Below are 22,701 nucleotides of genomic sequence, written 5' to 3'. Positions count from 1 at the left end.
CCCGCATGCACAAGGGAGCGCCTGCAGGTGAATTCGCTCCAGCCCTGCCGCGGGTTACACCCGCCGAGTATCGGCGCAGTGGTGGAAACGGCGCGTCATGGGCGGCGCCGCGTTGGCGCAGGCATCTCAGGCTTTGGTGCGGTGGTAGTAGCGACGGGCCTTGTCGCGGCTGCCGCAATCGGCCATGTCGCACCAGCGGCGCTGGCCGTTGCGCGTCTGGTCTTCGAACAGCCAGTCGCAGGACGGGCAGAACCGAAGGCGCTGGTGGTCGCCCGCCGTCACCAGATCGGCGGCATCAAGCAGGATGGGGGCGAGCGCCTCCGCCGCGGTTTGCGGTGCCGGCCAATGCCAGGCCAGCGACGCCGGGTCGATCAGGCGGTGCTGGTAAGCCCTTGCCGCCGCCTTGCTGAACTCGGCAAGCGCGCCGGCCGGCGCCTGTTCACCGTGCGCGAGCGGCCGCAGCACGCGCGCAAGCAGTTGTCGTGTCTTGTGCAGGCTGGCCAGGTCCACCGTCTTGGCGCGGGGAAAGGGCAGGTCGACCGCGGCGAACCAACGCCTGGCGTTGCCGGGGGACGACAACCAGTCGTGTTCCCGCCCAGTCTCAGGCCAACTGATCGTATTGACGAAATCCAGCGAAGGACGCCCACCCACGAGCTTGTAGGTGCCGCCGTAATCGCCGGGATCGAGGTCGAGTGCTTCCATGGGTTCATCTTACCATCTATTTAAATTTGACAGGTGAGTTTTGCGGGTCTATAAACTTCACCACCATGAATGCAATAGACGGTAAAACAAGAAACGGTGCCACGCCCCTGTCAGAACGGGTGCCACCGCACGCGTTCTTCGTCGGCAGTGCGATCTTCCACTACCTGGGGCCCTCGTTCGCCGTGCTGCTCTTCGCGCGGGTGCCGGTGGCGGGCGTGGCCTGGCTGCGCATCGTGTCGGCGGCGCTGGTGTTCGCGATATGGCGCAGGCCATGGCGTGCATTCCTTGCCGCGACGCGTCAGGCGCAATGGACCATGGTGGCGCTGGGCGGCGTCTTCGCGGCCATGAACTACTGCTTCTACCGGGCCATCGCGGCGTTGCCGCTGGGCACGGTCGCCGCGATCGAGTTCGCCGGCCCGGTGGCGCTGGCATTGGCGGGTGCCCGCTCCGCACGCAACCTGGGGGCGCTCGTGCTGACCGTGTGCGGCGTCTACCTGCTGACCGAGGTGCGCTTCGGAGGTGCCCCGCAGGCCTTCGCGTGGGCATTCGCCAATGCGGTGCTGTTCACGCTGTACATCGTGCTGGCGCATGCGGTGTCGCGGGCAGATCCGGCCACCAGCCCCATCGATCGCCTGGGCGCGGCGATGCTCGTCGCCGGCGTGGCGATTTCGCCACTGGGGTTTCGCGATGCCGTACCGGCCCTGCTGGATCCGGTGGCGCTGGGCGCCGGCGCAGCCGTCGGCATCAGCTCGTCGGTCATTCCCTATGTCTTCGACCAACTGGCGATGAGCCGACTGCCTCGTTCGACGTATGCGCTGTTCGTCGCTCTTCTGCCGGCCACCGCGGTGATCATCGGCATCATCGTGCTGCGCCAGGTGCCATCCGCCCTGGAAATGCTGGGCGTGCTGCTGGTGGCGTCGGGCGTCGCACTCCACCGGCCACCGGCCTGATCGCGGAGGTGTCATGCAATACGTCAACATGGGACGCAGCGGCTTGAAGGTGTCGCGCCTGTGCCTGGGCGCCATGAGTTATGGCAGTCCGAATGCAAAGGCCTGGATTCTCGGCGAGGAAGACGGCCGGCCGATCATCCGGCGGGCTTGCGAGCTCGGCATCAACTTCTTCGATACCGCCGACATGTATTCCGGTGGCGAGAGCGAACGTGTGCTGGGCCGGGCATTGCGCGACTTCGCGCGACGCGATGAGGTCGTGGTCGCCACCAAGGTGTTCTATCCTATGGGAACCGGGCCCAACCAGCGCGGCTTGTCGCGCAAGCACCTGCTGTCGGCGATCGATGCGTCGCTGATGCGACTGGGCATGGATCATGTCGATCTTTACCAGATCCATCGCTGGGACGATGACACGCCGATCGAGGAAACCCTGGAGGCGCTCAACGATATCGTCCGGTCGGGCAAGGCACGCTACATCGGCGCGTCGAGCATGTTTGCGTGGCAGTTCCAGAAGGCGCTGATGATCGCGGAGAGAGAGGGCTGGGCCCGTTTCGTCTCCATGCAGAACCACTACAACCTCATCTATCGCGAAGAGGAGCGCGAGATGCTTCCGCAGTGCCATGCCGAAGGCATCGCGGTGTTGCCGTGGAGTCCGCTGGCCCGTGGCTTTCTCACCCGCCCTCGCGGGCAGGCGGAAACATTGCGCGCATCCAGCGATGCCTTTGCCCATGAGTTGTACTACACCGAGGCCGATTACGACGTGGTCGATGCGGTGGCGGGGGTGGCGAGCCATCGCGGCTTGACGCAGGCACAGGTGGCGTTGTCATGGCTGATGCACCAGCCGGGCGTCACCGCGCCAATCATCGGTGCCACGCGCATGGCGCATCTCGAGCAGGCGGTCGAAGCACTGGAGGTGACGCTGACGGCGCAGGAGTGCAGCCTGCTCGAAGCGCCTTATCGTCCGCACCGGGTGCTGGGGCATGCGCCGATGGCGGCAAGCCGCATGGAAGGGCCAGCGCCATGCCTGAGCGAACGATCGTGATGACGCTTTCATCGCAGGCTTGGCGCAATACCTTGCGGAGCGCGCTGATGCTCGGCGTCGTGCTGTTCGCCTCCGCGTGGACTTTGCGCTATTGGCAGGCATGGTTGTACGTGGGCATCCATACCGCCGCGATCGGCTTCAACACGGCTTATTTCCTCAGGCACGACCGTGCACTCCTGCAGCGAAGGCTGCGCGCCGGGCCCGGCGCCGAGCCGGCGTCCAGCCAGCGGACGATCCAGCTGGCAACCGCGCTATGCCTGCTCGCGACCTTGGTGCTCGCGGGACTGGACCATCGACGGAGCGGCCCGGGCATGCCGGCGGTCATCGTGTTCGTGGCCGATGGCGTGCTGGTGCTTGGGTTGCTGGTCGTTTTCGCGACGTTCCGTCACAACAGCTATGCAGGCAGCACGGTCGAGGTGGTTGCAGGCCAGACCGTGGCGGCTGCAGGACCTTATGCGCGGGTGAGGCATCCCATGTACCTGGGTTCCGCCCTGGCGTTCCTTGCCACTCCGGCGGCACTCGGTTCGACATACGCGTGGCTGGGTGCCGTGCCCGCCACCCTGGCCCTGGTCGTGCGGCTGGTGGACGAGGAGCGATTGCTCCGGGCGCAGCTGCCCGGTTACGCCGCCTATTGCACCCGCGTGCGTTATCGCCTGGTGCCTGGCATCTGGTGACGGTGTGCCGCCGGCGTCCCATCGTCATGAGCTCATGACAAAACTTCACGAGTCGATATATGACGATTTGATTACAATCGCCGGCCAGTGGCGGCCGCGGATGCTCCGGGAAGGGCCGCTTTGGCAAGCAGGGGAAACAGGAGAATTTGCATGCGACACCAGCTGGCCGCGGCCGTGGCCTTGGGCATCTGCGCGACCGCCGCCCACGCCGATAGCGGAAGCTTCGACGACTTCTTCGACAAGGGTCGCATCGACGGCGAGTTGCGGCTGTACAACTTCGATCGCCTGTACGACACGCCCAATACGCCGGACGCGCACGCACTGTCGCTTGCCGCCCTGGTCAACCTGCAATCGGGCAGCGTGTGGGGCGGCTTCGGCGCCGGCCTCTCTTTCGCTACGGCCAATGCGCTCGGCACGAACTCGGACAACATCGCCAAGGTCGATACCTCGCTGATGGGGCCGAACAGTTCGATCGGCGCCTTCACCCAGGCGTACCTGCAATACAAGCACGACTGGTTCCTGGCGCGCGGCGGCTACCAGTACCTCAACACGCCGTGGATGGGCAACAACGACTCGCGCGTGATCCCTTCGTCGTACAACGCGGCGATGGTGGATATCACGCCGATCAAGGACTGGAACATCTACGCCATCCGCACCTTCGAATGGAAGAGCCGCACCTCCACGGGCATGTACTCGGACAACCTGTATTACCCCTCGCGGTATGACGGCGATTCGATGTACGGCAACAACGGATCCCTGCCGTCGACGGCGCCGAAGGCCGATGGCACCTGGGCGGTGGGCACCACCTATACGCACGATGCGGTCAAGGCCCAGGCCTGGTACTACAACTTCATCGACTTCGCGCGCATGGGGTATGTGGATGGCACCTACACGCTGAAGACCGATACGCACTTCGATCCGTTCCTGTCGCTGCAGTACCTCACCGAGAACGGCGGCAACGGCAATATCCTGGTCGACACGCATACCAAGCTGTTTGGCGTGGCGGGCACGCGCGTGCGTGCCGAGGCCTGGGGTGCGGACCTGGGTACGTCGATCTACGACGGGCGCATCGATGTCGCCTACAACAAGCTCTCCAACCAGTCCGGCGCGGTGGGCGAGGGCGCGATCATTTCACCGTACACCACCAACTATGCGACCGATCCGCTCTTCACCACGTCGATGATCCGCGGCCTGGTGGAGCAGGGGCCCGGTCACGCGTGGAAGGCGCGCGCTCAATACAGCTTCTTCGACAAGAAGCTGCAGCTGGTGGCGGCCTATGCGAAATACACCACCGACCTGCGCGGCAACAGCCACAACCTGTATTTCGACATCATCTACAACCTGGATGGCGTGCTGAAGGGCCTGACGCTGCGTGACCGATGGGAGCGCTCCACCGGTGGCACCGGCAACCTCAATCCGGGCAACGAGGCGTTTGTCTACAACCGCCTGATGATCACGTACAAGTTCTGATGGCATGCGAAGCGGCAGGCATGGACCTGCCGCTTCGCCGTTGCCCGCGCTCGATGTCCGGGTGCCGGTGACCTTGGCCGGCGCTCCGTGAAGGACTCACGCCCGGCACCTGCCGCAGCGGAGCGCTGCGTCGGCGATGTCGTTGCGCCAGCCCTGCAGACGCCGGCGCGCACTCGACGGGGCGGCCATCATCGAAACCCTCATGCCGCCGCGATGAAACCCCATGCCTGCAGCAGATCGTGGATGCCGTTGATGGCGAACTGCACGCCGATGCACACGAGCAGGAAGCCCATCACGCGGGCCATGGCGTCGACGCCTTTTTCGCCGAGCAATTTCAGCAGCGGGCTTGCGCCGCGAAGGCACAGCCAGAACACCAACGCGAACAGCAGCGTGATGGTGATGACGGCGACATTGACGTTGTAGTCATAGCCGCGCTCCGGGATGGTGGCGGCAGCGCTGATGATGAATGCGATGGTGCCGGGGCCCGTCGTGCACGGCATGGTCAACGGAATGAAGGCAACGTCGGGCAGCTGTGTCGTCTGGTCCTCTGCGGCCATTTCGGCCTGTGCCTCGTCCTCGCCCAGGCGTGCCGGGGGAAACAGCATGCCGAAACCGATGTAGGAAACGATCAATCCGCCGGCCAGGCGCAGGCCGGGCAGCGAGATGCCGAATACGTTCATCACCGCCTTGCCAGCGTAGAAGCAGATCAACAGCACGACCGTCACGTAGATCGTGGCGCGCGTGATCTGGCGGTTCCGCTCCGCGACGGGATAGCGTCCCGTCAGCGCCAGCAGCACCGTGGCGCTGGTGACGGGATTGGCGATGGTAGTCAGGCCCAGCAACCCCACGAAGACGTCGTTCAGAAATCCATGCATGGGCGTCGATTTCAGTCGGACGAAAGATCGAAGCGTGTTTTATCCGACGGCGCGCATGATCAAACCGTGATGGCGCAACTCAGCCAAATGCAAGCTTTCGGTGCCACTCTCAGGGGCTCGCGCGTTTCGCATGGCGGCTTGGGCAAATGCCGGTCATGGCGCCGCTATCGCAGGCTGGCGAAGTACCCGATGGCGGCACCCGCGCGTAGCGACCGCGTCATGGTTTCACGAACTTCAGCGTCATGCGGTCCGATTCGCCGATGGCCTTCATCTTGGCGTGTTCGTCTTCCGGGCCGGACAGGTCGGGCGGCAGGCGATGCACGTTGATGTCTTCCGGATCGTTCGGGTTGGCGTTTATCTGCGATACCCCGGCAAGGCGGAAGCCTGTCTTCAGGCCCAGCGAAATCATGTAGTCCTCGGAGATGCGATGCAGCGCGCCGGCCGTGACGTGCGGATCGCCGAACGGCTTGGCGCGATGCTCCTCGATACCGAGCACGCCGCCCGGCTTCAGCACGTCGAAGGCCGCTTTGAAGACGGCTTCCAGGGTTTCAGGGCTGTCGATCAACCAGTCGTGCGTGTTGCGGAAAGTGAGCACCATGTCGGCCGAGTTGGCCGGCCCGAGGTTCACCTGCTCGGGTGGCGCGAACGGGATGATCTTGCTGATGCGGCCGTAGATGGCCGGGTCGGCTTTCAGCTTTGCGTTGAATTTCTCGCCCTTGGGCGACGCGGCCTCCACCAGATGCCCGTGCGGAGCCAGGTACGGCGCGAGTATTTCGGTGTACCAGCCACCACCCGGTGACAGTTCGATCACGGTCATGTCGGGCTGCAGGCCGAAGAACTGCAGCGTTTCGACGGGATGCCGATAGGTGTTGCGCGCCTTGTTGGCCTCCGAGCGCCACGCGCCGTTGGCGGCGTCCTGCAGCGTCACCGCGGGCGGCGTGGTGGCGGCGTGCGCGACGGTCACGCCAAGCCATGCGATGGAAAACAGCGCGAGCAGCTTGCAGGTGCGGTGGAACATGGTTCGACCCTCCTGACCGGGAGCACAAAGACTACGCCCAAACCCGGGCATGCGGGGAGGGCCGTTCATTTCAGCGGGCCGGTCGAGGCGTTCGTGGTGCCTGGCCGCAACGGCGCGGTGTTCAGGCCGGGAGGCTATCGCCTTGGCGAAACCGCCAGGGTCGCTGGCGCTCCGGGAAGCACGCCTCGCTTGCGAGGCCGAGCGGCGACTCAGTGTTTCGCATCCGCGGGCATCTGCACGGATTCCGCATGCACGTCCCTATGCACGAAGAGCAGCGCGCGAACATCCACGTCGACCGACACGGCCGTCGCCACCATCGCGTCTTGCGTCGCGAGGGGCGCGAAGGCATAGCTGACGTCGATTCTCCTCACGCGGGCAAAGAGGCTGCCTTTGGCTTCCGGCAAGTGGAAGTCCACGTGGCTGACGAAGGGTTGGCCATGGGCATCCATGCTCACCTCGGCCTTGCCTTCGAATCGTTCGTCACCCTTGCCGGCGGAGTCGACATGCACATGGCCTCCGCCGGTGCTTCCGCGCGGAAGCCGGCGGGTGGTGAACGCATAGACCGTGCGTCCGGCGCTTTCGCTGGTGACGTGGGCATCGTCGCCGATCACGTCCTTGAGCTCGGCATAGGACGCCAGTGCCTTGTCGGGCGATTTGGCGAGGTCGACGGTTTCGTTCTCCGTTTCCGGTTCCTTGCCGCCGCGCACGACGGTCGTCGTGTGGATGCTCCCGCGCAGTTCGCTCGCTGGCAATGCGGAGCGGGCGAGCGCCTGCGTGAGCAGGGCATCGTGTGCGCACGCACCTGAGGCAGCGGTCAGGAACACCAGACCCGCAAGGGCTTTCATCGTCATGATGGTCATCTCCGTTTGACGCGGGCACGGTAGGCCCGGGTCCATGGTTTGCCATGGGGCATTGGTCACGCGGATGCCGTTGGTCATGGGGTGTCCGACCGCCATCGGGCCTTGTGTCCACCATGACCAAGGCGCCGGGCTGACGGTCGCCCGGGCCGCCGGATACCTTGCTGGAAGCTGTTTGCCAGCACCCTCGCAGCACTCCATGCCGCGCCGGCATGCAATCCATGCGTGGACCCCATGCCTGGCATGCGCAAACCCGTTCCATCACAACGGTCGGCGGGTCGGCGGCTTTCCCGGAAAACCGTCATGACCACGCGAACCAGCACATGAAACCACTAAGGCGGGCATAAGTTTTCTTCGTCATGATGACGCCAACCGCGTGGCGGCGCCGAGGCGGACTCGGGCCCTGGGGGTATGGATCATCGGTTCCAAGCCGATGGGCATAGGCCATACGGTCGATCAACCTGAAACGGTCGCCTTCATCGTCATTCGAGCTGCTCGAAGGGAGACGCTCAGTCAAAGGCGGTGTCGGCGCAATGCAGCCTTGGCGACGGTGCTCCCGGGTACCGGCGTTCAATCGCGCTGGCCGCCGTGCACGAGGAGTCCAGTTCCATGCTTTCCATCAAGGGAACGCTCGGCCTCGAGGCCAATGGCCGCAATTTCGGTGGGCATGATCGCATCGAGCTGCTGATGAAGATTGGCGAGTCGGGCTCCATTGCCGCTGCCGCACGCGAAGTGGGCATGAGCTATAAGGGTGCCTGGGAAGCCGTCGACGCGATGAACAATCTGGCGGGCGAGCCGCTCGTCTTGCGGGCCGTGGGTGGGCGCAGCGGCGGCGGAGCGGTGCTGACGCCGCGCGCGCGCCGGTTGATCGAGGTCTTCCAGCACATGGAAGTCATCCACCAGCAATTCCTGAAGCAACTCAGCAGCATTGCCGACAACCCGCTTTCCGACATCGAACTGGCGAGACGCTTCACGATGAAGACGAGTGCACGGAACCAGTTGGCCGGCACGGTGGCGGCGGTGGAACAAGGTGCCGTGAACGACATCATCCACCTCGACGTCCAGGGTGGACAGCGACTGGTTGCCACTGTCACCCACGAAAGCGCGCAGAACCTGGGGCTGGACGAGGGCAAGAGCGTCTTCGCGCTGTTCAAGGCATCCTCCGTGATACTCGGCGTGCCTGAAGGCGCGGCGCGGCTGTCCGCACGCAATCAGCTGCCGGGCCAGGTTTCCTATGTCAGGCGCGGCGCCGTGAACGCCGAGGTCGGCATCCAGCTCGATGGCGGCAACGTCCTCGTTGCCGTCATCACCGACACGAGCCTCGATACGCTCCAGTTGCAAGAGGGCATGGCCGTCGTGGCCATCGTCAAGGCGTCGAACATCATCGTGGGGACGTTCGGGGCATAACGCCCCGCGCAGCGACGCGGCGAGCGCTACCGCCACGCGATATCGTCGCCATGCCCAGGCGCCACGTGCGATCGCCATCGGGCGGCCGTGACCTGCCAGGGCTTGGCCGGCGGATTCTTCCCGGCGCTATGATCGTGGTACTGCCGCCTCGATGCGGCGTTCGACCATGACATTCGGGGGGATGCAATGGGGATGTGGCGTCTTTGCTGTATCGGTGCGGGCGTGCTGCTTGCCGGCCAGGCGTGGGCGGAAGGCTGCCAGCTGAAGGACTTCGGCACCTTGCCGGTGGCAATGGTCGGCAACCAGGCGACGACCATGGTGAGGATCAACGGACAGAACACGCGTTTCATCATCGATACCGGCGCATTCTTCAACAGCATGTCGAGTGCCAATGCGTCGGCGCTGGGACTGAAAGTGCAGCCCGCGCCCTATGGCTTTCGCCTCAGCGGCGTGGGAGGCGAGGTCAACGTCCAGCAGACCCACGTCAAGGAGTTCGGCATACTCGATACGACGCTGAACAACGTCGCCTTCATCGTCGGCGGTACCGATATCGGCGAAGGCCTGCTTGGCGCCAACCTGCTTGATTTCGGCGACCTGGAGATCGACCTGGCGCACGGCAAGCTGACGCTGTTCAAGACCGAAAACTGCGAGAAGGCATCGCTGGCGTATTGGGTAAAGGACGGCAACTACAACGTCGCCAAGATCGAACGCACCGACAGCCAGTACGACCGGCGCACCTTCCTCGATGTGACGATCAACGGCCACAAGGTGAGGGCGCTGCTGGATTCGGGCGCCAGCGCCACCGTGCTCAGCCGCAACGCCGCCCTGCGCGTGGGCATCGACCTCAAGGCGCCGGATGTCGTCGTCGGGAGCACCAGCATCGGCATCGGCTCGAGGCCCGTGGGGACGTGGACCGTGAAAGTCGATACGTTCACGGTCGGCTCGGAAACCATCCAGCACAGCCAGATGCAGGTCATCGATGGCGGCATGGGCGACAGCACGGACATGTTGCTCGGCGTGGACTTTCTCCTTGCCCATCACATGTTCATCGCCAACAGCAAGAAGGTCGCCTACTTCACCTACAACGGCGGACGCGTGTTCACCTACGCGACGGCGTCGGGCGAGGATGGAAAGAGCGATGCCGGCGCAGCCGCGAACGGCGGCGAGCCCAAGGCCGCGGCCGATTACGCCTTGCTCGGCCAGGCGCACCTGTCACGGGGTGAGCTGGGCGCCGCCATGTCCAATCTCGACGAAGCCATTCGCCTGGCGCCCGACCAGGCGGCGTATTACGTCGCCCGGGCGAAGGTGCACGAAGCGCAGCAGAAGCCCGAGGCGGCGCTCACCGACCTGGACAAGTCGCTGAGCCTGGCGCCCAAGGACGTGGACGCCTTGCTGATGCGTGCGCACCTTCGGCTCGCGCATGAGGATCGCCCCGGCGCCGTCTCCGATGTGTCGGCGGCAAGCGCCGCCGTGCCGGCGGGCTCGACGCGTTCGCTTTCGATCGCGGCGCTCTATGTCGAGTTGGACCAGCCAGCCGCGGCCTTGCCCTTGCTCGACGACTGGATCCGGCTGCATGGCGATGACGCCATGCTCAGCACCGCGCTCAACGAGCGATGCTGGGCGCGCGCCTTGAGCAACCAGCTGCTCGATGACGCACTGAAGGATTGCCGCAAGGCGATACGGCGCGCGGGCAAGAATCCGTCCTATCTCGATAGCCTCGGCCTGGTCGAACTTCGTCTCGGACACTACGACGAGTCGATCAAGGCATACGAGCAGGCGGTGGCGCAGATGCCGCAGTCGGCGTGGTCGCACTATGGGCTTGGCCTGGCGAGAATCCGTGGCGGCCAGGCCGAAGCGGGCAAGGCCGACCTGGTCGCCGCGCGCGCACTCGATCCGCACATCGAGACCGTGGCAGGGAAATTTGGCCTGACGGCAGCGGGACCCTAGGGCGAGCGACGCCCGTGCGGGCACGGGCAGGCCGGGTAGCGGATTCATCGCCTCCTCGCCGGGTGCGTCGGGTGTCCACCTTCCTTGCCTGGTGGACACCGTCGCGCGGCACCTACCTGGTCGCGGTGGATGCGATCGACTCGCCATCGATGAAGTGATGGATGGCTGGTATGGTGACGGCCGGCGCTTCTTCCATCAGCCAGTGCCCCGCATGGGGGACGACCAGCTCGGTGACGTTGCCGGCGGCATTGCGCATGACCACGGCTTCGTTGGCGCCGAAGGATTTCTCGCCGCCGATGGCGAGCACCGGCATGGTGAGCCTGGTCGCCATCGCCGTCTTGTTGTCCTCGGCGTCCTTGCGGATGGCGCGGAACTGGGCAAACGCATCGTGCATGGCCTTTGGCTGCGCGTAGAGCTTGGCATAGTGCTGCCGGGTGGCTTCGTCGACCTTCGAGGGATCGCCCGCGAATTCGTTCCAGAAGCGATCGAGGTAGATCCGCTCGCGTCCGGCCACGAGGCGTTCCATGTCCGGACCGCCGAAGTCGAAATGCCACAGGGCCGGCAGTCGCACGATCTGGTCCCACGGCGGAATGCCCGGCACCGGCGCATCCATGACGACCAGGCGGTCCGTCTTGTCGGGGTAACGGGACGCGTAGGCATACGCCACCATCGTGCCGATGTCGTGGCCAACGACGGAAGCGTGATCGATGCCGAGCTGGGTGAGCACGGAGCGGACATCGGCGGCCTGCGTCCGCTTGTCGTAGCCGTCTTCCGGATGCGACGACAGACCCATGCCGCGCAGGTCGGGCACGACGGCGGTGTGGTTACGCGCCAGATCCGCCGCGAGCGGCGCCCACATGTCGCCCGTGTCGCCGAAGCCGTGCAAGAGGACGACGGCGGGGCCCTTGCCGCCTACACGAACGTGGATGGTGGCACCGTCCGCCTGGATGTCCTGGGTACGGAACGATGCGGGAAAGGGCTGGATGCCTGCGCCGGCGGGAAGGGAAAACGCCGCAAGCAGGCACGCGAGAATGAGCGGGCGAATCATGGATATGACTCCCAAGACGAAAGGTGGATGGTTGAAGTGCCCCAAGGAAGGACGAGGGGGTAACGCGCCTCGTCCCCGGGCCAGTTCAGTGCAGCGCCCGTCACGTGCGCGTGATTGACGCGCCGCCATCCACGAGGGTGGCCGTGCCGGTGACGAACGCGGAGTCGTCGGAGGCCAGGTAAAGCACCGACCGGGCCAGCTCCTCCGGCGTGGCGACCCGCTTGAGCGCGTGGAGGTTGGTGATGAACGCCTGCGATTCCGCGGTGTTGTTCATTTCGCGATACATGTCGGTGTCGACGGCGCCCGGCAGCACGGCGTTCACCCGCACGCCGTTCGCGCCGAATTCCGCGGCGAGTGCCTGCGTGAGTCCCATAAGGCCGGACTTGCTGGCGGCGTAGGCCGCAACGCCGGGAAAGGCGAAGGAATGGCCCACGAAGGTCGAGGTGAAAATGACCGAGCCGCCACCGTTCCTGAGCATCTGCGCGATCTGGTGCTTGGCGCCGAGGAAGGAGCCGGTCAGGTTGATCGCCAGGGCGTCGTTCCAGCCGGCCTCGCTGACGTCGGTGCTGGCGCCGGCTTCGCCCAAGGTGCCCGCATTGTTGAAGGCGATATCCAGCCGCCCGAATCGTGTCGTGGCCAGTTCCACCAGCGCCTTGGCATAAGCCTCGGAGCGAACGTCGCCCGCAAGGGCAACCGCAACGCCGCCCGCGGCTTCGATGTCCTTGACGAGGGACTGCAGCTCGGCGTCGCGACGTGCGCCCACGACGACTTTCGCACCTTCGGCGGCAAACAGTTTGGCGGTAGCCCGGCCAATGCCCGAGCTGGCACCGGTAATCAGCGCGACCTTTTCATTCAGACGTGACATCTGGGTCTCTCCAGTGAGTTGAAGTTGGACGCCAGCTGGCGTCGTTGCAGCGTAGGTTGCGCCGGGCGCATCGCCGTGACGTGCCATGGCCGCGACGGAAACGTTCGAAGGGATGGAACGAGTCGAGGCGCATGTCCGGGCCTTCCCGGGCGACTCGGGATACGCGCTCCTTTCGGCCGGTCGGTCCGCGGGCCCGATAAGTGCCACAATGCCCCGGCCCGCGGGCTTGCAACTCATCTCGAACGAGGGAGGCGACCATGCTGGAGCTAGTCAAGACACGTCGTGCCGGCGCGAGTAACGGCCGCCTGGCATCGGGACTGGTGCGAGGGTTCGCGTTGCTGGCCCCGTGGGTCGTGTGCGCCGCCGCTTCGGCGCAGACCCATGCGCCATCCTTCGATGTATTCGAGGTGCCGGCGGGCAGCGGACCGCATGACGTCGCTCCCTCGCCCGATGGCACCGTGTGGTACACCGCGCAGGCGCGCGGCGCCGTGGGACGCCTGGATCCGCGCGGCGGCAAACCCGACTGGATTGCCCTGGGAGCAGGCTCGGCGCCGCATGGCGTCATCGTCGGTCCGGATCGCGCCGCATGGATCACCGACGGCGGTTTGAACGCGATCGTGCGGGTGGATGCAAAGACCCTGGCTGTCTCGCGCTTTCCATTGCCCAAGGATCGGCCCAACGGCAATTTGAATACGGCCGTGTTCGACAAGCGCGGACACCTGTGGTTTACCGGGCAGAACGGCGTGTACGGGGAACTCGATCCGGCGAGCGGACACATGCGGGTATTCGATGCGCCGCGCGGGCGCGGGCCTTACGGCATCTGCGTGACACCGGACGGCGGCCTGTATTACGCATCGCTGGCGGGCAGCTATCTCGGCCGCATCGATCCCGCCAGTGGCGCGACGAAAGTGATCGACCCGCCGACGCCGGATCAGGGCGCGCGCCGCGCCTGGGCCGATTCGAAAGGGCGTGTCTGGATCAGCGAATGGACGGCCGGCAAGGTCGGCATGTTCGATCCGGCCAGCCAGCAATGGCGCGAATGGACCTTGCCGGGGCAGGGTCCGCACGCCTATGCGATTTTCGTCGATGACCAGGACATCGTATGGCTGAGCGAATGGACGGCCAATGCGTTGGTGCGCTTCGATCCGAAAACAGGACATTTCGACGTGCTGCCGTTTCCGCAGGCAAACTCGAACGTCCGCCAGATGATGGGACGCAAGGGCGAAGTGTGGTTGTCCGCGTCGGGCATCGATCGCCTGCTTCGCTACAACCCGCATGCCGGCGGCAAGTAAGATGACATCGGCGGCCAGGCCATCCGCCGCGCAAGACATGCCGCGCGGCCTGTGCGCGCTCGCCGTGATCCTTGGCCTGCTCTGCGGAAGGGGCGCATACGCCGCGCCCTCGATCGAGCTTGCGCCTTGCGCGCTGCCCGACGTGACGCGCCCCGTGCGCTGCGGATCGCTTCGGGTGCCGGAAAATCCACGTTCGCCGCAGGGACGCCAGCTTTCGATCGGCGTCGCCGTCGTTCCTGCCATCGAACGGAAGCACGACGATCCGATCGTGGTGTTGATGGGAGGCCCTGGCGAATCGGCGATCAGCGCCGCGGGAGGCTACGCGAAGCAGTTCGCGTCCCTGCTGCAGGAGCGTGACCTGTTGCTGGTGGACCAACGGGGAACCGGGCGATCTGGTGCGCTGGCATGCGACGTCGCGGCGACGCGCGATCCGGCCGTGCGCCTGAAGGATCTGTTTCCGCTGGACGCCGTCGCATCGTGCGAGCAGCGGTTGCGGCAGGCCGCCGACCTGACCCAGTACACCTACCCGCGTTTCGCAGACGATCTGGAGCAGGTTCGCCGCGCGCTCGGCTATGGGCCGCTCAATCTCTTCGCCGGGTCGTACGGCACGCGAGCCGAGCAAGTGTATCTGCGCGCCTATCCACGAAGCGTGCGTACGGCCTACGTCGGCAGCGTCGTGCCGCTGGATGTCGCCACGCCGCTCACCATGGCAAGGACGGCCCAATCCACGCTCGACCAGCTCATCCGGGACTGCGCGGCGGATGCCGCCTGCAGCGCGGCCTTTCCGAACTTCGGGGACGAGTTCCGCGACGTTTTCGCGAAGCTCGAATCAGGCGCCGTGCGTGCGCCGGTGGCCGGGCACGAGGGAACCTGGCCGCTCCACAAGGGACGAGTGGCCCAATGGCTGCGCAGCATGCTCTACCGTCCCGGTGATGCGGCGACGGTGCCCTGGGCGATCCACCGTGCCCACCAGGGCGACTGGAGCGTGATCGTCGACGGCATCGAAGCAAAGGAGGGCGATCCGGATTTCAGCTACGGCCTGCTGTTCGCCATCACCTGCAGCGAGGACATTCCGTTCATCCGGGAGGCGGACGTGGGGCCGCAATCGCAGGGGACATTCGTCGGCGACGACCGCGTGCGCCAGCAGCTGGCAGCCTGCCGGTTCTGGCCGCGGGCCACGCTGCCGCCGCGCTACCGCGAGCCCGTGCACAGTTCGGTGCCCTCGCTGTTCGTCACCGGCGACCACGACGGCGACACGCCGTTGTGGTTCACCCCGCGCGTGATGGCGGGTTTCTCCCAGGCGGTGGAGATCGTGGCGAAAGGGCAGGGTCACACGGAATGGAATGCGTGCATCGCAGGGCTGTACGAGCAACTGGTGCGCAGCGGTTCGGTCACCGGGCTGCGCCAGTCGACCTGCGCACCGGTGCCGCTGCCGCCATTCAAGGCCAGCTAGGGGCAACGGGCGCGACACGGGCGTGCCGGTCTGCTTGAGTCCGTCTTTGTGGCAATCTTGGCGGTAGCCATTGACGCATCGAGTCCCTTACATGCAGGAGCAGACCGTGCCTACCGTTCTGTCGCAACCGGTCACCGACCGACTCACGCATTCCGCCATTTTCCTGGTGGTGACCCTGAAAGCCGATCCGCGCGGCAACCAGGCGGTGCAAGCCCTTTGCAACGACATGGCCGGGCTGCTGCGCGCGGTGGGCTTCCGCAAGCCGGACCGGCGGCTGTCGTGCGTCGTGGGCTTCGGTTCCGATGCATGGGACCGGCTTTTCGATGGCCCGCGGCCTGCCGGCCTGCATCCGTTCCGCGAGATCAAGGGCGCGCATCATGCCGTGTCGACGCCCGGCGACATCCTTTTCCACATCCGCGCGACGCACATGGACCTGTGCTTCGAGATCGCCGGGACGATCATGTCCCGCATCGGCGACGTGGTGGAGACGGCGGATGAGGTCCACGGCTTCAAGTATTTCGACGAGCGCGACCTGCTGGGTTTCGTCGACGGCACCGAAAATCCCGTGGACCTGAAAGCCGCGGAAGCCACCCTCATCGGTGACGAAGATCCGGCGTTCGCAGGCGGCAGCTACGTGATCGTGCAGAAGTACCTGCATGATCTGAAGGCGTGGAACGCGGTGCCGGTGGAACAGCAGGAGAAGATCATCGGCCGCCAGAAGCTTTCGGATGTCGAACTCGACGATGCCGACAAACCCAGCTATGCGCACAACGTGCTCACCAGCATCGAAGAGAACGGCGAGTCACTGGAGATCATGCGCGACAACATGCCCTTCGGTAACGCGGGCAAGGGCGAATACGGCACCTATTTCATCGGCTATGCCCGCTCGCCGGCCAGGATCGAGCGGATGCTCGACAACATGTTCATCGGCAACCCGCCCGGCAATTACGATCGGTTGCTGGATTTCAGCAAGGCGGTGACGGGTTCGCTGTTCTTCGTGCCGTCGGCCACGTTTCTCGAAAGCGCGCAGGTGCGCGGAAGCGGTTCGGGCGGCTAGCGCGCGGCAATCCGGCGCCACGCAACGAAAAGGCCGCCGGCGTTGACACGCGGCGGCCCAGGAGAAGGCGACGCTGGGAAAGAGAAAGCGGAGGCTTACTCTTCGTCTTCCTCGTCGCCTTCCTCTTCTTCGTCTTCGTCTTCGAAGTCGGCCAGTTCTTCCACGCGCAGGAAGTTGGCGGCTTCGTCGGCGAACGCGATGCGCTTGCCATCGGCGCGCATCGGGCGCACGCCGCGACCGTCGCCTTCCACCAGCGCGAAGCAGACGACCGACTCGGCGGTTTCCACGCCGTCCACGTCGTAGACGGCGACCCAGCCGGTCGCGGGGATGATCTGGAGGATGTTTTCTTGCTTGGACATGACGCTTCCGCTTGGTGAAAACGTGAAAGAGTGCCCGGCGTGCCGCGGGACTGCAAGCGTGCCCGGCGACCGTGACGCACCCATGACACGGGGCGTCCCACCATCGTGTCGATCCGGGGCCAGGGTGTTCGTCGTATTCAAGAGTCGCCCATGGGCGACGCCGGCCACGCTGAGGAGCCAGCCATGCAGTTCATCCCCTATCTCGACTTCGACGGGCAGTGCAGGGAAGCGTTCGATTTCTACGCCAAGGTATTCAAGGGAACCATCACCTTCCGCATGACCTACGGCGAGTCGCCGATGGCCGGCGGCATGCCCAAGGAGACGCATGGACGCATCATGCACAATGCGCTGGAAAGCGCGGGAGGCACCGTGATGGGCGCCGATGGCCCGCCGGGCAACAAGGGCGCCGGCGGCTGCGTCAACATCACCGTCGAGAGCGAGGCCGAGGCCGAGCGCGTGTTCCAGGCGCTGGCCGAGGGCGGGACAGTGACCATGCCGATCGCGGAAACCTTCTGGGCCAGGCGGTTCGGCATGCTCACCGATCGCTACGGCAAAGCCTGGATGGTCAATTGCCTGAAGCCGATGCCCTGAGGTGACGGCGGGCCGTGGTGCACGGCCCGCCGTTGCCGGGCCCATCCGGGAAGGCCTCAGACCTGCGTCAGGCCGCCGTCCACCACGACTTCGCTGCCGGCCATGAAGCTGCTGTCCTCCGAAGCGAGGAACAGCACGACGCGGGCCACTTCCTCGGCGCGCGCCATGCGGCCCAGCGGGATCGAGGCCGCCAGATGCTGCTTGGTGGCCTCGGCCTGCTCGGCGGTATATCCGCTGGCCTCGAACACCTGGGTCTCGGTGGGGCCGGGGCTGATCGCGTTGACGCGAATGCCGCGGTCCTTGAGATCGGCCGTCCACGAACGCGCGAACGAACGCACCGCCGCCTTCGACGCGCTGTACAGGCTGCTGCCGGGATAGCCCACCGACGCGGCGATGGACGCATTGAGCACCACCGTGCCTCCGGCGCCCATCAGCGGCAGCGCTTCCTGCACGGTGAACAGCACGCCTTTGACGTTCACGTCGAACTGCCTGTCGTATTGCTCTTCGGTCAGCTCGCCGAGGGCGCCGCCCACGACCATGCCGGCATTGGCGAACACCACGTCAATACGAGCGTGTTCGGCGCGCACCTGTTGGTAAAGCCGCTGCAGGTCGGCGAGACGCGACGCGTCGGCCTGTACGGCGGTGACGTTCGGGCCGATGGCCGAGGCGGCCGCGTCGAGTTCGGCCTTGCGGCGGCCCGTGATGTAGACGTGCGCGCCTTCCTCGGCAAACAACTTCGCCGTGGCCAGGCCGATGCCCGAACTGCCGCCCGTGATGACGGCGACCTTTTGCTGGAATCGTTTCATAGTGTTATTGACCAAATAGTCTAAAATTGGGTAAATAAAAAAAGCCCAACCGCTCAGGGCGGGCCGTCGAGGCTTCGCAAGGCCATTTGCGCGATGTTCCGCAACGTGGCCGTGTCCGCACCGGCGCGGGCGCTTACCTTCATGCCCATCAGGGTGACGGCGATGAACTGCGCGGCGCCCCTTGTGTCCAGCGACCTGTCCACTTCGCCCTGCTGTTGGGCTTCGCGCAGGTTGCGCTCCAGGAAACGCTGCAAGGTCTGGCCGCTTTCGTGATTGATGCGCACCACGTCACCATCCGAGGTGCCGAACTCGCAGATGGAGTTCACGCCCAGGCAGGCGCTGGCCGCTGGCTGGCCGGCCTGTTCGGCGAAGGCGAGCAGCAGCGCCTCGACGGCCTGGCGCGGGGACGTCGCGTCACGGCGCGCATCCAGCAAGTCCACGATGCTGTTGGTGTTGTAGCGACGCAGCGCTTCGAGGTAGAGCGAGCGCTTGTCGCCAAAGGTGGCGTAGAGGCTTTGCCGGCCGATCTGCATCGCCGTGATGAGATCGTCCGTGCTGGTGCCCTCGAAGCCTTTCTGCCGAAAGACCTCGATGGCGATATCCAGGACCTGGTCCCGGTCGAATGCGCGTGGTCGTGCCATGACGCGCATCCTGGCAGTTATGGAACGAATAGTCAAGTAATGTGGACGGCGATCCGGCCGATGCAGGCACCGGCGGCGACACACCGCTTCCGCCCGGTCAGACCATGACGGCGTCGGCAGCCGATGGCGGCGGCGCGCCTTGCTCAGCCGTTCGGATAGTCCAGCTTGGGATACCAGTCCAGGCCGCGTCCTTCGGGCGTGCAATCGAGCACGGTCCACAACGGCATCAGGTCCGGCGCGCCGCGCGGGTCCTGGCCCGGGTCGGCGGTCGCGAAACCCATTTCACCCGCCCAGAACAGACGGATCACCCCATCGCGGCGGGTGAACACGTTGAAGGCCGGCTCATCGCCGTCGTTCTCGCCGATCGCGTTGTAGTCACGGCTGAACTCGCCGTTGAGGTCGCAGTACAGCCGCAACGCCTGCCAGCCGCGCTGCTTCTTGAATGCCACCAGGCGTTCGATCGGCGAGCGTGCAATGACCGCCAGCGACACGCGTTGCCCGATGTCGCGCGCTTCACCGTCCCACGCGGCGAGCAGCGACGTGCACATGGGGCAGGGACGCTCGCGCTGCGGTCCGAACATGTAGCTGTAGGTGACCAGGGTCTGCTTGTCGCCGAACAAACCGGCGAAATCGACCGGGCCTTCCTCGCCCATGAAGCGGTAGTCGCCTTTCACCTCGGGGCCGGGCGGCAAGGCGCGACGCTGCTCGGCCACGCGTTCGATCTGCCGGCGAAGTTCGATCTCCTCGGCAAGCAAGGCGTCGCGGGCGCGGCGGTAGTCCTCGCTTTCGCGGGGAAAGCGCATGCCATTGCGTCGCACGAGTTCGGCGGCGGGGACAAGCGTGGCTACATCGTTCATGGCGGATGACCTCGTCAGTGGCGTGGGGGCGGTTCAGTTGCGGGACGTTGCCCACGCCGCGTACCCGCCAGCGTGAAGACGTCTCCCCAAGGGAGACGAACAGGGGACGCGGTTTTCGACATTGCCGCGACGCATTCGCGATCAGTGTGGCTCGCCCAGCCCGAGACGCCCGGCAAGCATCACCGCCTCTGTGCGTGTATGCGCGTCCAGCTTGCGCAATACGGCCGACACGTGGTGTTCCACCGTCTTCTCCGATCGTGCGAGGCGGCAGGCGATCTCGACGTTGGACAAGCCCTGCGAGAGCAGGGTGAGAATCTGGCGCTCGCGTAGCGTCAGGCCTGCCGGATGGGCCGACGTGCTGGCCCGCGGGCCGCGTGCCAGGCCGCGCACGCCAGCGCGGGACAGCAGTTCGCGGCTGCGCCGCAGCGAGGCGCAGGCATCGAGGGCGTTCAGCGTGGCAAGCGCCTCGGCCATGCCGGCTTCGTCGCCTTCCAGCAAGGCAAAGGCCCGCTCGAAGGGGCAGCCCAGTCCTTGCCAGGCCAGCGCGGCTTGTTGCCACTGGCCTTCGTTCTGCCAGGCGAAGACCGGCTCGATCTCTCCCTCGCCGTCCCAGTCGGCGCCGCTCAGGCGACACCAGAAACGCAATTCACCCAGGGCGCGGGGGTCATGCAGTCCGGCCGCCTGGGCGCAGGTCAGTCTCACGATGGGGTCGTCCAGCGCGGGCTCGCCCCGCAGCCAGGACGCCTCGGCGCGTGCGGCGGCCACCGGCGCCAGTCGTTGCAGTTCGCCGGTGGCGCTGGCCAGCTGGGTGACGTCCTCCAGCAGGGCTTCGGCGCCGGGATCGCCACGCCGCAGCCGGATGCGTGCCAGCACGGCAAGTGTGGGAATGCGCGAGATCGGCGTGATGTCCGCCCGTGCAAGCAGCCGGCTGGCGAGGGCGCCGGCGGCTTCCCAGCGCCCCTGCTCGAAGTCGAGCCGCGCCTGGTAGGCCATGACGTAGTGCGACCACGAGTCCAGGTCGCGGTCCGCGAAGTAGACGGCAGCCCGGCCGATATGCCATTGCGCGGCGGTGTAGTCGCGCGTGGTGACCGCGGTGCTGGTGAGGTTGGCAAAGGCGCGCGCCGCGTGTTCGCCGTAGCCGTGCTCGAGGGAGATCTCCAGGCTGCGCTCGATCATGCCGGCGCCATCGACATGTCCGCGCGCCGCGCGCGCCGTGCCGACGTTGTTGAGTGCGTGCGCGAGTATCTCCGTATCGCCGTCGCGCGTGGCCAGTTCGATCGCGCGCGTTCCCCAGGCGACCGCTTCATCCGTGCGGCCGGCGAGCATGTGCAGTTGCGAGCGGTTGCTCAAGGCCCAGGTCAGCTCCTTGCCCGCATCGCAGGACTCCAGCCATTGGACGGCCTGTTCCGCATACGCGTCGGCCTCGGCGTTGCGCCCGGCCACCCAGTACACGCGGGAGAGCCAGCGCAGCACATGGCCTTGCTGCAGCACGTTGCCGAGCTTGCGCCAAAGCGCCAGCGCCGACGCGTACGCATCGATCGCGGCATCGATCTGGCTGGTGAGGTAGCACTGGTAGGCATGGCGTTCGAGCAGGTCGGCGCAGGCTTCGTCCGAAAGGCCGGACGCGTGGGCGAGCGCCTTGCCGTAGAGCCACGCCGCGTCGCAGTGCGAGCCGTGCAGCGCCGCCTGCGCCGCGGCCTGTGGCGCATAGGTCATCACGGATTCGGACAGGCCCGCGCCTGCCGCGTGATGGACGAGCCGGGCCATCGGCACGTCGTCGCGCTTTTCCAGATGGCGCAGCACGCGTGCATGCAGCGATGCCGCGAGCGGTGGCGGCAAGGCCTGTTCCACCGCGATGCGCGCAAGCTCGTGCCGGTAGGCGTAGCTGCCGCCCTGGGCCAGCAGCAGGCCGGAAACGAGCACGCTGGCGATGTCCTCGCGCGAGGGTGCAAGCAGCGCATCAACCAGCGAGACATCGATGCGCGCGGGAACGATGGCGGCGAGGTCGAGGATGGCGCGCACCGAGGGTGGCTGTCGCGCCGCACGCGCAAGCACGGCATCGCGCACGCTCGCCGGCACGCCCTCGGCGCTCAAGGCCTCGGTGACGAAGAAGGGATTGCCGGCGGTGGCGGCATACAGGCCTTCGCACGGGCGGCCACAGCGTTGCGCCAGGTCGTTGACCGCCGCTTCGGACAGCGGGAGCAAGGGAATGCGCAAGGCGACATCCGAAGGCAATTCGCCGAACAGAAGCCGCAGCGGATGCCGCTCGTTCAACTCGTCATCGCGGTAGGTAAGCACCAGCATCGCATGCGTGTGCTGGATGCGGCGGGCGAGATACTTCACCAGGTCCAGCGTGGCCGCATCGGCCCAATGCAGGTCCTCAAGGACGATCAGCGTGGTGCCCTCGAACGACTTGAGGTCGGCGAGCAGCGAGGCGAAGAGCTCGGCACGCCGGCCTTCGCGCCCGAGCAGGTCCCGCGTGCGTGCGCTGAAGACATCGGCCATGTCGTACAGCGGGCCGAGGGGCTGTGGCGAGAACAACGCTTCGCACCAGCCGCGCAACAGGTGATCGTGCTCATGCGCGGCGGCGAGGCATTGCACCAGCGATGTCTTGCCGATGCCTGCCTCGCCATAGACCAGTGCGGTGCGACCGGCGCCTTGCCGCGCCAGCGCAAGCGCGTCGTTCAGACGCTGCAAGGCGTAGTCACGTTCGATCAGTTCCACGACTCAAGCTCCCGGGAGCCCGTCGATTGTTGCACCAACCTTCCGTGCCGAAGAGACGCCGGTTTTCCT

The 22,701-nt window shown here is 66.0% G+C and carries 21 protein-coding genes; 10 read left to right on the top strand and 11 right to left on the bottom strand.

The features are described 5' to 3' along the window. Positions 1–126: 126 nt before the first annotated feature. Positions 127–702: an ABATE domain-containing protein gene (locus tag JMF82_RS15530; protein ID WP_201315462.1), complete on the bottom strand. Its 576-nt coding sequence runs from the start codon at positions 700–702 to the stop codon at positions 127–129. Between the two features lie 119 nt (positions 703–821). On the opposite strand from JMF82_RS15530, the gene JMF82_RS15525 reads away from it, so the two are divergent. From JMF82_RS15525 to JMF82_RS15510, 4 genes are all read left to right on the top strand, one after another. After that, a complete protein-coding gene (locus tag JMF82_RS15525) occupies positions 822–1,652 on the top strand; it encodes an EamA family transporter (protein ID WP_236585501.1) in 831 nt (276 codons plus the stop codon). A 13-nt stretch (positions 1,653–1,665) separates the two neighbouring features. Beyond that, the gene (locus JMF82_RS15520; RefSeq protein ID WP_201315460.1) at positions 1,666–2,691 is read left to right on the top strand and encodes an aldo/keto reductase; all 1,026 of its coding nucleotides are present in this window, start codon (positions 1,666–1,668) and stop codon (positions 2,689–2,691) included. Next, positions 2,670–3,365: an isoprenylcysteine carboxylmethyltransferase family protein gene (locus JMF82_RS15515; RefSeq protein ID WP_201315459.1), complete on the top strand. Its 696-nt coding sequence runs from the start codon at positions 2,670–2,672 to the stop codon at positions 3,363–3,365. Before JMF82_RS15520 ends, JMF82_RS15515 begins: the two co-directional genes overlap by 22 nt. A 150-nt stretch (positions 3,366–3,515) precedes the next feature. Continuing rightward, positions 3,516–4,835 carry a hypothetical protein gene (locus JMF82_RS15510; RefSeq protein ID WP_201315458.1) on the top strand — a complete coding sequence of 440 codons (1,320 nt, stop codon included), beginning with the start codon at positions 3,516–3,518 and terminating at the stop codon, positions 4,833–4,835. 200 nt (positions 4,836–5,035) lie between these two features. Here the strand turns inward: JMF82_RS15510 and JMF82_RS15505 are convergent, their stop codons facing one another. The 3 genes from JMF82_RS15505 to JMF82_RS15495 all read right to left on the bottom strand — a co-directional run bounded on the left by JMF82_RS15505 (position 5,036) and on the right by JMF82_RS15495 (position 7,666). Further along, positions 5,036–5,710 carry a MarC family NAAT transporter gene (locus JMF82_RS15505; RefSeq protein ID WP_201315457.1) on the bottom strand — a complete coding sequence of 225 codons (675 nt, stop codon included), beginning with the start codon at positions 5,708–5,710 and terminating at the stop codon, positions 5,036–5,038. A gap of 217 nt (positions 5,711–5,927) precedes the next feature. Beyond that, positions 5,928–6,728, bottom strand: coding sequence for a class I SAM-dependent methyltransferase (locus tag JMF82_RS15500; protein WP_201315456.1), 801 nt, complete (start codon positions 6,726–6,728; stop codon positions 5,928–5,930). 209 nt (positions 6,729–6,937) lie between these two features. Beyond that, complete coding sequence (locus JMF82_RS15495; protein ID WP_201315455.1) at positions 6,938–7,666, bottom strand: hypothetical protein; 729 nt, start codon at positions 7,664–7,666, stop codon at positions 6,938–6,940. Between the two features lie 528 nt (positions 7,667–8,194). On the opposite strand from JMF82_RS15495, the gene JMF82_RS15490 reads away from it, so the two are divergent. Both JMF82_RS15490 and JMF82_RS15485 read left to right on the top strand, forming a co-directional pair. Further along, on the top strand, positions 8,195–8,992 hold the full coding sequence (locus JMF82_RS15490) for a TOBE domain-containing protein (protein ID WP_201315454.1): 798 nt from the start codon (positions 8,195–8,197) through the stop codon (positions 8,990–8,992). Between the two features lie 186 nt (positions 8,993–9,178). Continuing rightward, complete coding sequence (locus JMF82_RS15485; protein WP_236585500.1) at positions 9,179–10,939, top strand: retroviral-like aspartic protease family protein; 1,761 nt, start codon at positions 9,179–9,181, stop codon at positions 10,937–10,939. A gap of 112 nt (positions 10,940–11,051) precedes the next feature. On the opposite strand, the gene JMF82_RS15480 is transcribed toward JMF82_RS15485, so the two are convergent. Continuing rightward, complete coding sequence (locus tag JMF82_RS15480) at positions 11,052–11,987, bottom strand: alpha/beta hydrolase (RefSeq protein WP_236585499.1); 936 nt, start codon at positions 11,985–11,987, stop codon at positions 11,052–11,054. Between the two features lie 100 nt (positions 11,988–12,087). Next, on the bottom strand, positions 12,088–12,852 hold the full coding sequence (locus tag JMF82_RS15475; RefSeq protein WP_201315453.1) for an SDR family oxidoreductase: 765 nt from the start codon (positions 12,850–12,852) through the stop codon (positions 12,088–12,090). Between the two features lie 257 nt (positions 12,853–13,109). On the opposite strand from JMF82_RS15475, the gene JMF82_RS15470 reads away from it, so the two are divergent. The 3 genes from JMF82_RS15470 (at position 13,110) to JMF82_RS15460 (ending at position 16,654) form a co-directional block, all read left to right on the top strand. Further along, positions 13,110–14,144, top strand: coding sequence for a lyase (locus tag JMF82_RS15470; protein WP_201315452.1), 1,035 nt, complete (start codon positions 13,110–13,112; stop codon positions 14,142–14,144). 1 nt (position 14,145) lies between these two features. Continuing rightward, complete coding sequence (locus JMF82_RS15465; RefSeq protein ID WP_201315451.1) at positions 14,146–15,597, top strand: alpha/beta hydrolase; 1,452 nt, start codon at positions 14,146–14,148, stop codon at positions 15,595–15,597. 106 nt (positions 15,598–15,703) lie between these two features. Then, positions 15,704–16,654: a Dyp-type peroxidase gene (locus JMF82_RS15460; protein ID WP_236585498.1), complete on the top strand. Its 951-nt coding sequence runs from the start codon at positions 15,704–15,706 to the stop codon at positions 16,652–16,654. A gap of 95 nt (positions 16,655–16,749) precedes the next feature. Here JMF82_RS15460 and JMF82_RS15455 read toward each other — a convergent pair whose 3' ends face one another. Further along, on the bottom strand, positions 16,750–17,013 hold the full coding sequence (locus tag JMF82_RS15455; protein WP_201315449.1) for a hypothetical protein: 264 nt from the start codon (positions 17,011–17,013) through the stop codon (positions 16,750–16,752). 183 nt (positions 17,014–17,196) lie between these two features. Here JMF82_RS15455 and JMF82_RS15450 point away from each other — a divergent pair, with 183 nt between their 5' ends. Beyond that, on the top strand, positions 17,197–17,604 hold the full coding sequence (locus JMF82_RS15450; protein ID WP_201315448.1) for a VOC family protein: 408 nt from the start codon (positions 17,197–17,199) through the stop codon (positions 17,602–17,604). Positions 17,605–17,660: 56 nt separating this feature from the next. Here JMF82_RS15450 and JMF82_RS15445 read toward each other — a convergent pair whose 3' ends face one another. The 4 genes from JMF82_RS15445 to JMF82_RS15430 form a co-directional block, all read right to left on the bottom strand. Next, on the bottom strand, positions 17,661–18,410 hold the full coding sequence (locus JMF82_RS15445) for a glucose 1-dehydrogenase (RefSeq protein ID WP_201315447.1): 750 nt from the start codon (positions 18,408–18,410) through the stop codon (positions 17,661–17,663). A gap of 53 nt (positions 18,411–18,463) precedes the next feature. After that, positions 18,464–19,051: a TetR/AcrR family transcriptional regulator gene (locus JMF82_RS15440; protein ID WP_201315446.1), complete on the bottom strand. Its 588-nt coding sequence runs from the start codon at positions 19,049–19,051 to the stop codon at positions 18,464–18,466. 143 nt (positions 19,052–19,194) lie between these two features. Further along, positions 19,195–19,908 carry a DUF899 family protein gene (locus JMF82_RS15435; RefSeq protein ID WP_201315445.1) on the bottom strand — a complete coding sequence of 238 codons (714 nt, stop codon included), beginning with the start codon at positions 19,906–19,908 and terminating at the stop codon, positions 19,195–19,197. 141 nt (positions 19,909–20,049) lie between these two features. Further along, positions 20,050–22,632, bottom strand: coding sequence for a helix-turn-helix transcriptional regulator (locus JMF82_RS15430; protein ID WP_201315444.1), 2,583 nt, complete (start codon positions 22,630–22,632; stop codon positions 20,050–20,052). Between the last annotated feature and the right edge of the window lie 69 nt (positions 22,633–22,701).

Source organism: Dyella sp. EPa41 (assembly GCF_016586165.1).
In the GTDB taxonomy this organism is placed as follows: Bacteria; Pseudomonadota; Gammaproteobacteria; order Xanthomonadales; family Rhodanobacteraceae; genus Dyella.
Note: the sequence above shows the minus strand (reverse complement) of the source record. Positions and strands in the feature narration are given on the sequence as shown.